Below are 12,064 nucleotides of genomic sequence, written 5' to 3'. Positions count from 1 at the left end.
TATTCAATCAATTTGCACCGAAAGAGAAAAGCAAGCGGAGAAAAACGAAAATAACCGATCTAGGCTTTGATGAAAATGACCTTTGGATTGCGGCTGTAGCCTTACAACACGGTCTTACTGTTGTATCAGCCGACAGCGACTTTCAGAGGATTCAGCAAGTAAGAGCATTATCTACCGAATCTTGGCTGTAAACCCATTCCTTATCCTCACCTATGTTTGATTTAGTTCTACCCAAAATTATTTCAGTAGCAGAAGTCAGAATGTAATAGGACTTAACAACATACACCAAAGTCCACTAACCATCAACCACTAACCACTAACCACTTAACGCATTTTCTTGCGATAATTCCGAAGGGGCGATAGCTTCGCTACAGCATAGCGGCAGATCGCACGTTGGTCAGTCAAGAGAGGAAGGATGACTCAAAAGCAGTCAAGCTCAACGTTTATGAAACCCGTCCTGCGGTTTGTTTTGATAGTTCTAACGCTGCTGACAATCTTAATTGTCGGTCAGTCCTTATTATCAAGTTGGCAGCAACCTCAGTTTCAAAGCCGCTTGGAACTGTACCAAACCAACATTTTGCTGCAAGCGGCTTCCTGGCAAACATCGGACAGCAACAAGGAAAATTTTAAGCCACTGCAAGACGCGTTACTTGGTGCTAAACCCCTGGAAGCGCCGACACAGCAGTACGAACAAGCAAGGAAATCGGCTCAGACTAATGTAGAAAAAATCAAAAAGCAAATTGCACAACTCCAGTCTCAACCCGATACTGCACCTGCAACTTCTCAACCTCAATCGCAATACCCTCCTGCAACCAACCCCACTTCTCAACAGCAGCAACTGTTGCAGCAGTCCCTAAACCAAGTGCAAAAATTAATCCCTGAATTAGATTTGCGGTTGGGAATTTTACAAGCACGACAAGAAAAAACCGATGCTGCTTTGAAAACTTGGAATGAAGTGCAGCAAAGTTCGCAAGTCAATCCTGAAGTCAGTCAACTGGCTGCTGTCTTGGAAGGGCTTTGGAGCGATCCCCCACGTCTTTTACCTTCTGCCGAACCGCTCATTCAAGCGAATTTGGATGGATGGTTTCGCTATTCTGCTTTAGAAAAGCTCTACCAACTCCAGCAACGGCAGGATGCCCTCGCAAATCTCAAAGCATCACAGCAAGAAGCCGCCCAAACTGCATTGTTAAAATTATCATTTATCAACACTGTTCCAGTCATTGCAGCAATTACTGGTTTGGGATTGTTGCTTTATTTATTGGCAGAACGTGTTTTCAAGGGAAACACTGCTTTATTAGCTCAAAATGCAGACGTGGCTTGGTCAACACCTTGGGATGGTGAAACCATTTTGTTAGTCTTTGTCGTGGGCTTTTTCTTCATGGGACAATTGTTGGTGCCTTTGTTGCTCCAACAAGTTGTTTTACCCCTTATCAAATCCGTTCTCTCTATCTCGTCTCTCACCTCTAATGTGCGGAATCAGGCGTTATCTGTTTTTGTCAGTTATTTGCTGGTGGCATTAGGGGCTTTATCGGTACTGTATTTAGCTATCAAACGCTTTTTCCCCCTGTCGGATGACTGGTTTCGTTTCCGGTTCAACGGTAGATGGTTTTTATGGGGTTTAGGCGGTTACTGTGTGGCACTCCCTGTCGTGGTTGTGGTGTCTTTGATCAATCAACAGCTATGGCAAGGGCAAGGTGGTAGCAACCCCCTGTTGCAACTGGTGCTTCAAAGCCAAGATTCTCTGGCACTGACTGTATTTTTCACGACGGCTGCCATCGCTGCCCCAATTTTTGAAGAAATTCTATTTCGTGGCTTTTTGTTACCCTCTCTCACCCGTTATATCCCAGTATGGGGAGCGATCCTTGCCAGTAGTTTTCTTTTCGCAGTTGCTCACCTCAACTTGTCGGAAATTCTCCCTCTGTTCGCTTTAGGTATTGTGTTGGGAGTCGTTTATACGCGATCGCGTAACCTCCTTGCCCCCATGCTTCTCCATAGCCTTTGGAATAGTGGTACTCTACTGAGCCTGTTTATCCTGGGTAGTGGCAGTCAATGATTTGTTCTGCTAAGGGACTTCAAAAATTCTTTTTGAAAACTTTTACAAAATTTTACCAATATCTATTGGTGTTCAATAAAAATAAATGTTAGCTTGAAGCAAATGTGCTAAAGTTAACACCTGCGCGGTGGTTATGTGTTTCACATAATTATTTCCCTCGACTCGGAGTAACTTTACTCAAAAATAAGGTGTAGATGTATTTGATGGCATTAATAGCTAAGAGTAGCTGATTGATTGTATATCCAGTGTTCACTTGGTGGGCTGGGGTAAACAGTGTACGTATAGTTACTGCTATTCTATTTGATAAACTTGGTAGACCTACCTTATAGTAGATCGCGTTGTAAATCACATCTACACCAGTAGTTTTATCATTGTAGAAATATCAAAAGAATCCGGAAAAGACATTGCTTGACTGGTAAAAATTACTAGGGCACTTGTATTTTTGCGGCTCTCGTCGTGAGTTTTCCATCAGAGAATCCTTTAGTACGAGATGGTGCAAAACTACTATCCTGGATTTTCTAGCTACAGTAGAGATAGAAGAGTCATTGAGGAGTCCGGCTTCAGGCAATGTCTGAAAGCTGGCAGCTTTCAATGCGATTGGCGTTCACTACGTATAGGTGACACGCTATTTTTGCTTATCTATTTTTAAGAGTGCTTCTACCAAAACAACTTGTTAAGTCAAGAAAAATTCTTGACTTAACTACATAAATCATTCGTTTCATCTATAGATTATTCATAGATTAAAGGAGCTATAGTCATGGCAAAGCTCAATCCCAGTCATGCTACCAAACAACTCTTAGCTGGGTATTGCGGTATCATCTTTGGAGGTTTTGGCATTCACAAATTTGTCCTTGGGTATGCTCCCGAAGGATTTATCATGCTCATTATTACTTTGGTTGGCAGTTGTTTTACCTATGGTTTAACGCTGTTGATTATGCAACTTGTAGGTCTAATCGAAGGAATGATTTATTTAAACAAATCCCACGATGAATTTGTCAGCACTTACTTTCTCAACAGACAGGGCTGGTTCTGATTCCAGATTGACTCTATCTTAAGCTACTGTTACCGAGCTAAAGGTAGCGGTAACGTAGTTAAACATAACATATTTATCAAAGCGCCGTAATACCCCATCCCTCTTTTAGGGTGGGGATGTAAGGCGGCGAGCAACGAAGGCATCACTGATTCTAAGTTGACCGCAGGTCTGCAGAATCAGTGATGTGTGAGGAGCGAACTATCTCCGGGTTGGGTAACCAGTCAATCCAGTCTTCTATAAGTTGAGTCATCGATTTTTCACGTTGTTCTGCTAATAGCTTCAACTTATTGAACCGTCGCGGTGTAGTACGAATTATAATGTATTCTGACTTCACTTTGTTTCTTCTTTGTTTCCTATTGTGTGACAATAATGTTATCAAAATTGAAGAAGTAAGGAGGTGATAACGAGCGTGCTGGTATTGGAGTACAAAGTGAAAGGCAATCAACAACAGTATCGAGCTATTGATGAGGCAATTAGAACTACGCAGTTTATCCGCAACAAAGCCATTAGATATTGGATGGAAGCAGCAAAAGAGCAAAAAGTAGATAAAGTCGCTCTTAATAATTACTCTACAGCACTGCGTAAAGAATTCAGATTTGTTAAAGACTTAAACTCAATGGCTTGCCAGTCAGCAACTGAACGAGCATGGCTATCTATAGCCAGATTTTACGATAACTGCAAATCTAAAAAGCCTGGGAGAAAGGGTTTTCCACGCTTTCAAAAAGATAACCGCTCGGTTGAGTACAAGACTAGCGGTTGGTCAGTGCATCCCACGAAGCGACGTATCACCTTTACCGACAAAAAAGGAATTGGTGAACTCAAGCTTTTAGGGAAATGGGATATACACACCTACCCTGTTAAGGATATTAAGCGAGTTCGGTTAGTTAGAAAAGCTGACGGTTACTATTGCCAATTTGCATATTCCATTGAAGTCAAGCCCGAACAAAGAACGGGCAATGGTGAAATTGGTTTAGATGTGGGGCTTGAATTTTTCTACTCTGATTCCAACGGGCATCATGAGCCAAATCCAAGGTTCTTGAGAAAAGCCTCAAAAGCTATCAAGCACGCTCAACGCCAGATTTACAAAAAGGAGAAAGGTAAAAACCAGCGACGTAAGGCAAGACAGAGATATGCAAGAGCACACTTAAAAGTAAATAGGCAACGTAGTGAACACGCAAAAAGAGTTGCGCGTTGCGTATGCAAGGCTAACGCCTTAGTCGGTACTGGTGTAATCGCTGGTGGTGCTGTTCGTACAGTATTGGAATTGGCAGGCGTTCGTAATGTCCTAGCAAAACAACTCGGTTCCAATAACCCTCTGAATAATGCTAGAGCCGCTGTTAATGCTTTGTCTACCCTACGTACCTTCGGAGAAGTTGCTGAAGACCGGGGCATTCCTGTTGAAAATCTATACATTAGTTAGTCATTGGTCATTGGTCATTAGTCCTTAGCAAATGACTTATGACAAATGACTTATGACAAATGACAAATTTTACATGGGTTTCGATTATGAGACTAAATGATGTCCGACCTCAAAAAGGGTCTAAGAAACGCGGTCGTCGTCTGGGAAGAGGTGTCTCTGCCGGTCAGGGCGCTAGCGCAGGTAAAGGTATGCGCGGTCAAAACGCACGTTCTGGTGGTGGTACCCGACCTGGTTTTGAAGGTGGTCAGCAGCCATTATATCGCCGTATTCCTAAGTTGAAGGGCTTTCCCCTTGTTAACCGTAAAAAGTACACTACGATTAATGTAGAAAAGCTAGGTTCTTTACCCCCAAATTCAGAAGTAACACTGACCTCGTTAAAAGAAGCAGGTATTCTCACTTCTGGTCGAGATCCGTTAAAAGTTCTAGGAGATGGGGAATTGAGCGTTCCGCTCACTGTAAAAGCGGCAGCTTTCACAGCTACAGCACGTAGCAAAATTGAGGCAGCTGGTGGGAGTTGCGAAGTTATATGAAGAATGAAGGATGAAGGATGAAGGATGAAAAAATTTATATTTGCCAGACTTCAAATTTCAAAATTCGTACTTCATAACTTCACACTTCACACTTCATACTTCATACTTCAAAGGTAGCCCTTTATGATCGGTCGAGATAAAGCCCCAACGGCTCAAGAAACTTTTATGCAGATGGCGCAAGCGGCAGGGCTGCGAGGTCGGCTGCTTGTAACTCTTGGGATTCTCCTGTTGATTCGTTTGGGCATACATTTGCCCATTCCTGGAATCAATCGGGACGAGTTTGCCCAAGCCATTCAAGGTAATAACCAGATATTAAGCTTTTTGGATATCTTTTCTGGAGGCGGACTTTCGGCTTTGGGAGTCTTTGCCTTGGGTATTTTGCCATACATCAATGCTTCGATTATCATTCAGTTGCTCACTGCTGCCATCCCATCTTTGGAAAACTTACAGAAAAATGAAGGTGAGGCAGGACGGCGGAAAATTTCTCAAGTCACTCGTTACGTGTCTTTGGGTTGGGCAATTATTCAAAGTAGTTTTTTGGCAGCTTTTTGGCTTAAACCCTTTGCCCAGAGTTATAGTCCAATTTTTGTCATTGAGACAGCCCTTGCCCTTACGGCTGGTTCAATGTTCGTTATGTGGGCATCTGAACTGATCACAGAACGGGGTGTTGGCAATGGAGCATCTTTGTTAATTTTTGTCAACATTGTGGCAACAATGCCAAAGGCGCTAGGCGACACTATCGATTTTGTGCAAACTGGCGGTCGTGAAATAGCGGGTCGTGTTATTGTGTTGCTGCTGCTATTTCTGGCTACTATTGTTGGCATTGTCTTTGTTCAGGAAGGCATTCGCCGCATCCCAATTATTTCCGCACGACGTCAAGTGGGTCGGCGACTGTTTGCGGAGCAGCGTAGCTATCTACCCTTGCGCCTTAATCAGGGTGGTGTTATGCCCATTATCTTCGCTGCTGCAATTTTAAGCTTACCTCTGTTAGTAGAAAACTTCATTCGCTCCCCAGAGTATTCCAGAATTGTCAGAACTTATCTGGTTCCTGGCGCTTCCGGATCTTGGGTTTACGCTCTCGTTTACCTAGTTTCTATCGTGTTCTTCAGCTACTTCTATTCTTCTTTGATTGTCAATCCTGTAGATGTGGCACAGAACTTGAAGAAAATGGGTTCTAGTATCCCCGGTATTCGTCCGGGTAAGGCAACGAGTGAGTATATCGAGCGCGTGCTGAATCGATTGACTTTTTTGGGTGCTATCTTTTTGGGCTTGGTTGCAATTATCCCTACCGCCGTTGAAAGTGCTTTGGGCGTACCAACCTTTAGGGGCTTGGGTGCTACTTCTTTATTAATTCTGGTTGGTGTGGCGATTGATACTTCAAAGCAAATCCAAACCTACGTTATTTCTCAGCGCTACGAAGGAATGGTGAAACAATAGTGACAAGATTAATCTTCTTGGGACCGCCAGGGGCTGGAAAAGGAACTCAAGCGAAAGCGTTAGCTCAAGATTGGAATATTCCCCATATTTCGACGGGTGACATACTACGTCAAGCCGTACAAGACCAAACTCCTTTGGGTATAAAAGCTCAAGGTTATTTAGATAAGGGAGACCTGGTTCCCGACCAACTTATTGAGGATATGGTTGAGGAACGGTTGGGCAAATCCGATACTAATTCTGGTTGGATTCTTGATGGCTTCCCCCGTACTGTTAATCAAGCAGTTTTCTTAGAGCACTTGCTGCAGAAGCTTGACCAGCATGGTAAAAGGGTAGTTAATTTGGAAGTCCCTGATGATGTCGTGATTGCACGGTTGCTGGAACGGGGCAGAAAAGATGACTCTGAAGAGGTGATCCGTCATCGATTGGAAGTTTACCGTTCTGAAACGGCTCCGTTAATCGATTTTTACAGCAATCGCAATCTACTCCTTTCAATTAACGGCAATCAGTCCCTAGAAGAAGTCACTGCTGAATTGAAAACGCTCATTGCTTCTTAAGAGAAATAGGTTACGGGCTGCAGTTTAGGGGCTATGGGTCATAATTTTTCCTGTCTCCTAATTTCTGTGCCCTGTCACCTATCTTCTGTCCCATAGCACAATGCACGTCAATTTTGGATAAAATATATTAATAAAGTGTTGATATATTCTCCGAAATATGTTCTTTTGCAGACTAGAGGCACTTATAGCTGCATCTGAATGACTGAATAGGAGGCTGTTGAGTTGAGGAAAAAACTTGTCTAAGCAGGATTTGATTGAAATGGAAGGTACGGTAACCGAGTCCCTTCCTAACGCTATGTTTCGTGTAGACCTAGATAACGGATTTAATGTTCTAGCTCACATTTCAGGAAAGATTCGCCGTAACTATATTAAAATTTTACCCGGCGATCGCGTCAAAGTTGAGTTAACCCCTTACGACCTAACAAAAGGTAGGATTACTTATCGATTACGTAAGAAGTAGAACTACCTACGATTTTTTCCTAGAGGTAAATTCAGTTTATTCACTAACTAAGACGCAATCTGTATGGGACATACTGTTACTGAGGTATACCGAAGTGACAGTTTTCGGGATGAATCCAAACACGAGACTCATATTTTAGGTCAAGGATTAGATTCGAGTTTGAAGCTAATATAGCTTTCTAACAAACTTAAAAGGCGATCGCTCGTGTCAAGAGTAAATTTGTAACACGATTTAACGAAAAGTGATTTAACCTTTTGAGTACAAAGAAACGATAACCCTTGTAAAAGATAATACCATAACTCAAAAAGTTAGGTTTTGAATGTAAATCACTGAATAAATTCCCTATATATGTTATAATTTTTGATTTGGAGTGGCAAAAAGCACCATGAAAGTAAGAGCATCCGTCAAGAAAATTTGTGAAAAGTGTACCGTGATCCGACGTCGCGGTCGGGTGATGGTGATTTGTACTAACCCGAAGCACAAGCAACGCCAAGGGTAATACACGGGAAACAGAAACCAGCGATTCGGTGACCAACAAGTGCAGCCAACAGATCGCTGATAACTGTAACTTATAGCTGATAACTGACAAATAGGGAGACAATTGTGGCACGTATTGCCGGAGTAGACCTTCCACGCGATAAGCGAATTGAAATAGGTCTAACATATATCTACGGAATCGGATTATCTCGCTCGAAAGAGATTCTAGCAGCGACGGGTGTTAACCCCGATACCCGTGTTAAAGAGCTAGGTGATGCTGATGTAGCAGCCTTAAGAGCAGAGATAGAAAGTAATTACCAGGTTGAAGGTGATTTAAGGCGCTTAGAAGCAATGAATATCAAGCGCCTGGTTGACATCGGTACCTATAGAGGGCGTCGGCACCGCATGGGCTTACCAGTCAGAGGACAAAGAACCCGCACCAATGCTAGAACTCGTCGAGGGAGAAGGCAGACAGTGGCTGGTAAGAAAAAGGCACCTGCTAAGTAATTTCTTTACCACGCTTATTTATACAGCGAAACTCATCTTAAATTTAGCTACAGCGATATGGCGCGACAACAAACTAACAAGAAATCAGGTAGCAAGAAGCAGAAGCGCAATGTTCCCAACGGAGTTGCTTACATCCAGTCACGTCTGGGGTGGAAACACGGCAACACTCCCAGGCGTTTTTTGATTTTAAGATATGTAAATTTTAATAAATTTACATATTTTACTAGATGCAATTAAACTCAATTTTTGATAAAAAATAAATTTCAAATTAATCCTTGTCTGCTCTACAATAAATGCCGATTTTTGTAGGGTAGGCACTGCCGACCAAAAGTAGAGACTCATATCTTGCACCATCACCTTATTGTAAAAATCAAAGCCCAAAAAGCTGACCCCGATCGTAGGTAGGGCTATGCGGCACACCTCCTCCCACTTGAAGGTGCAAGATGTCAGGAGAGATTTTTGTAGGGTAGGCACTGCCGACCAAAAGTAGAGAGATTTTTATAGGGTAGGCACTGCCCACCGGAAGTAGGTAGATTTTTGTAGACTCATTGATCAATGTTGAGAAATCTTGGCTGCCATTTACCTTAAGGCTATTCCTCCAGTCAGAGGTTTGGGAAAAAACTAACAGTTATTTTGCTAAGAAAAGGCAGCTAAACCTCTAGTTATCAACTCTTGCGATATGACACTACTGGTAGCGCTTGACAAATGAAAACTTAGATTCACATTTAGATTGTATATGGCACAGGACAACCAAGAAAAAGACTTGATGGCAAGCGAAGAGAAAACTTTGACAAACCGCCAGGGTCATTCAATATCTGATAACCAGAATACGCGGACTGTAGGGGATAGAGGTCCCATAGTACTTGAAAACTACAACTTCTTAGAAAAAATTACTCATTTCGATCGCGAACGTATCCCAGAACGTGTTGTTCATGCAAGGGGCGCAGGAGCTCATGGTTTTTTTGAAGCCTATGGTAAAGTTGGCGATGAACCCGTGAACAAATACACCCGCGCCAAGCTTTTCCAGGAAAAAGGTAAAATCACACCGGTGTTTGTCCGATTTTCAACCGTTATTCATGGAGGTCATTCACCAGAAACACTCCGAGACCCACGTGGGTTTGCTGTAAAATTTTATACCGATGATGGGAACTGGGATTTGGTGGGAAATAATTTGAAAATCTTTTTCATTAGAGATCCAATTAAGTTCCCCGATCTCGTTCATGCCTTCAAACCAGACCCAGTTAATAACCGTCAGGACCCCAACCGCATATTTGATTTTATCAGCCTAACACCTGAGGCGATGCACATGATTACCTGGTTGTTCAGTCCTTGGGGTATTCCTGCTAGTTACCGATTTATGGAAGGCTCTGGTGTAAACACTTATAAGTGGGTGAACTCTGAAGGAATAGGGCATCTTGTGAAGTATTTTTGGCGACCCAAACAAGGAGTCAAATGCCTAACTAAAGCCCAGGCTGAGGAAATCCAAGCTCAGAATTTTAACCACGCAACACAGGATCTCTATGAAGCAATTGAAAAAGGGGATTATCCTGAGTGGGAATTTTGCGTACAAATAATGTCTGATGACGAGCATCCCGAACTCGATTTTGACCCATTAGATCCAACAAAAATTTGGCCACCGGATCAATTTCCACTGTTACCAGTTGGACGAATGGTGCTTGATAAAAACCCAACAAACTATTTTGCTGAAGTTGAGCAGGCTGCCTTTGGTACGGGCGTTCTAGTAGACGGGCTAGATTTTTCTGACGACAAATTGCTTCAAGGTCGGACTTTCTCTTACTCGGATACTCAGCGTTACCGTGTAGGACCCAATTATCTCCAGTTACCCATAAATCAACCAAAAACCCGCGTTGCTACAAATCAGCGTGATGGTCAGATGACCTACATTGTTGATGGTGTTGCGGCTGGGGAAAACCCTCATGTAAATTACGAACCAAGCAGTATTGATGGGCTCAAAGAAGCACCGAAATCGGGTAAAGACCATACTCCTTACGTTCAAGGTCCAGTTATAGGTCAAAAAATTAGTCGTACCAACGATTACAAACAAGCTGGGGAACGGTATCGTACTTTTGAGGATTGGGAGCGCGATGACCTAATTTTAAACCTGGTCACCCAACTTAAACAGTGCAATCCAGATATTCAAGAGCGAATGGTAAACCACTTCACCCAGTGCGATCCAGAATACGGTAGGCGGGTGCAAGAAGGACTCAAGCAAAGGTAAAAGGTTGAAGTATAAAGGCTAAAGGATGAAAGTCACAGCTTGATACTGCAAGGTTGACATGAGTGTGCAATGGTAAGCTGATTTTTACTGATGTGTACTAGTTGATGTACCCCCCTTAATCCCCCCTTATAAAGGGGGGAAACAAGAAATCCAATTTCCCTCCCCTTTTATAAGGCTATGCATTGGTCACATCTTTCTTTACAATCTTAAAACCTTTGTCTACACTCCATTTTAGACGCTGAGATTTTCAGCAGACTTGACAAAACGGCACTTGTTCTTCTCGCAAAAACTCCATTTTTATTGAGAATGAACGACGAACGAATCAGGGTGAGAAAAAACGTGAGTGGTTACTCTCGTAAATGTTGAGAAAGCTCTGGACAATGCATAGCCTTATAAAGGGGGGAAACAAGAAATCCAATTTCCCTCCCCTTTATAAGGGGAGGGTTAGGGTGGGGTAAAACTGACTACTCTAGTACAGCTAAATTAAGAAATGTTTAGAACCTTTTTTCTTTGGAAGTCGCTAAATATCATCCTTTGAGGAGAAAGGAATCTCAGTAGTTTATAGTAACTTCAAAACGTACAACTTTTTAATCACGCCCCAAAGGGGCTAAAAGTGGGCGCTGTTATTACAAGCTATGACAGTAGAAGGAAATGAAATTTATCAGGATATATCTTATTCGTCATCTACACGTTGGTCGCGCATACTAGAGTTAACAGCTATTAATTTTGTAGGGTGGATTCCTCGCCCACTAGGCACTTTGCTGCGGCGGTTAACCTACCGTCCGATGTTTGCTCGGATGGGTCAGGGAGTATATATTGCTACAGGAGTTGACTTACTTGGAGCCAATTCAATGGAAATTGGTGATGAGGTAAAAATCCTTCGCGATGCACGCTTGGAAATTAGACACCTAAATTGCTTACTACGTGTTGGTAATAAGGTTTGTATCGATCGCGGTGTTGATATCAGAGCAACAGGTTCTGATTGTGCGATCTTCATTGGAGACGAATCTTACTTGGGTCCTTACGTGTGCATGGCTGGTCCCGGTCATATCAAAATTGGCAAGCAATGCCTAATTGCTTCACATTCAAGTCTCTACGCCAACAACCATAGAGAATACGGATTAAGCCGTGAAGGTATTGAAATTCAGGATCATTGTTGGATAGGCAGTGGCGCGAGAATTTTAGACGGAGTGACTATTGGTAAAGGGTGTGTTATCGGTGCAGGAGCAGTTGTCACCAAGGATATCCCTCCTTACTCTATAGCAGTTGGAGTACCCGCAACAGTGATTAGGGCCAGTAAAGGGGGCGTTGCTTAATATTGCCAAAAACCCGGTTTCTGTGCGTTCAACTCCCC

General features: G+C 42.8%; 12 protein-coding genes and 2 pseudogenes. 13 read left to right on the top strand and 1 reads right to left on the bottom strand.

What is annotated here, in order from left to right:
• From ACYRY3_RS04655 to ACYRY3_RS04645, 3 genes are all read left to right on the top strand, one after another.
• Positions 1 to 191: PIN domain-containing protein (locus tag ACYRY3_RS04655; protein WP_460200559.1), on the top strand; the 191-nt coding region annotated here is incomplete at its 5' end.
• A 224-nt stretch (positions 192 to 415) separates the two neighbouring features.
• Positions 416 to 2,053 (top strand): CPBP family glutamic-type intramembrane protease, encoded by a 1,638-nt coding sequence (locus ACYRY3_RS04650; protein WP_460200558.1) that lies wholly within the window; start codon positions 416 to 418, stop codon positions 2,051 to 2,053.
• A 757-nt stretch (positions 2,054 to 2,810) separates the two neighbouring features.
• On the top strand, positions 2,811 to 3,086 hold the full coding sequence (locus tag ACYRY3_RS04645; protein WP_460200557.1) for a TM2 domain-containing protein: 276 nt from the start codon (positions 2,811 to 2,813) through the stop codon (positions 3,084 to 3,086).
• A 151-nt stretch (positions 3,087 to 3,237) separates the two neighbouring features.
• On the opposite strand, the gene ACYRY3_RS04640 is transcribed toward ACYRY3_RS04645, so the two are convergent.
• The gene (locus ACYRY3_RS04640) at positions 3,238 to 3,420 is read right to left on the bottom strand and encodes a hypothetical protein (protein ID WP_460200556.1); all 183 of its coding nucleotides are present in this window, start codon (positions 3,418 to 3,420) and stop codon (positions 3,238 to 3,240) included.
• Between the two features lie 75 nt (positions 3,421 to 3,495).
• Between ACYRY3_RS04640 and ACYRY3_RS04635 the strand changes: the two genes are divergently transcribed.
• From ACYRY3_RS04635 to ACYRY3_RS04590, 10 genes and pseudogenes are all read left to right on the top strand, one after another.
• Positions 3,496 to 4,506: an RNA-guided endonuclease TnpB family protein gene (locus ACYRY3_RS04635; RefSeq protein WP_460200555.1), complete on the top strand. Its 1,011-nt coding sequence runs from the start codon at positions 3,496 to 3,498 to the stop codon at positions 4,504 to 4,506.
• Between the two features lie 86 nt (positions 4,507 to 4,592).
• Positions 4,593 to 5,036, top strand: coding sequence for a 50S ribosomal protein L15 (gene rplO / locus ACYRY3_RS04630; RefSeq protein ID WP_460200561.1), 444 nt, complete (start codon positions 4,593 to 4,595; stop codon positions 5,034 to 5,036).
• A 123-nt stretch (positions 5,037 to 5,159) separates the two neighbouring features.
• A complete protein-coding gene (secY, locus tag ACYRY3_RS04625) occupies positions 5,160 to 6,473 on the top strand; it encodes a preprotein translocase subunit SecY (protein WP_460200554.1) in 1,314 nt (437 codons plus the stop codon).
• Positions 6,473 to 7,027 carry an adenylate kinase gene (locus ACYRY3_RS04620; protein WP_460200553.1) on the top strand — a complete coding sequence of 185 codons (555 nt, stop codon included), beginning with the start codon at positions 6,473 to 6,475 and terminating at the stop codon, positions 7,025 to 7,027. The genes secY and ACYRY3_RS04620 overlap by 1 nt, the downstream gene beginning before the upstream one ends.
• A 235-nt stretch (positions 7,028 to 7,262) precedes the next feature.
• Positions 7,263 to 7,487 carry a translation initiation factor IF-1 gene (gene infA / locus ACYRY3_RS04615; protein ID WP_006276978.1) on the top strand — a complete coding sequence of 75 codons (225 nt, stop codon included), beginning with the start codon at positions 7,263 to 7,265 and terminating at the stop codon, positions 7,485 to 7,487.
• A gap of 385 nt (positions 7,488 to 7,872) precedes the next feature.
• Positions 7,873 to 7,986, top strand: coding sequence for a 50S ribosomal protein L36 (gene rpmJ / locus ACYRY3_RS04610; RefSeq protein WP_460200552.1), 114 nt, complete (start codon positions 7,873 to 7,875; stop codon positions 7,984 to 7,986).
• A gap of 104 nt (positions 7,987 to 8,090) precedes the next feature.
• Entirely contained in the window at positions 8,091 to 8,471 is a 381-nt protein-coding gene (gene rpsM, locus ACYRY3_RS04605; protein WP_460200551.1) for a 30S ribosomal protein S13, read from the top strand.
• Between the two features lie 57 nt (positions 8,472 to 8,528).
• Positions 8,529 to 8,612: pseudogene (locus tag ACYRY3_RS04600) on the top strand (30S ribosomal protein S11); the annotation flags it as partial.
• A 595-nt stretch (positions 8,613 to 9,207) separates the two neighbouring features.
• Positions 9,208 to 10,704 (top strand): annotated as a pseudogene (locus ACYRY3_RS04595) (catalase); the annotation flags it as partial.
• 641 nt (positions 10,705 to 11,345) lie between these two features.
• A complete protein-coding gene (locus ACYRY3_RS04590; RefSeq protein WP_460200550.1) occupies positions 11,346 to 12,026 on the top strand; it encodes an acyltransferase in 681 nt (226 codons plus the stop codon).
• Positions 12,027 to 12,064 lie beyond the last annotated feature (38 nt).

Source organism: Scytonema sp. NUACC21, from assembly GCF_054684315.1.
Note: the sequence above shows the minus strand (reverse complement) of the source record. Positions and strands in the feature narration are given on the sequence as shown.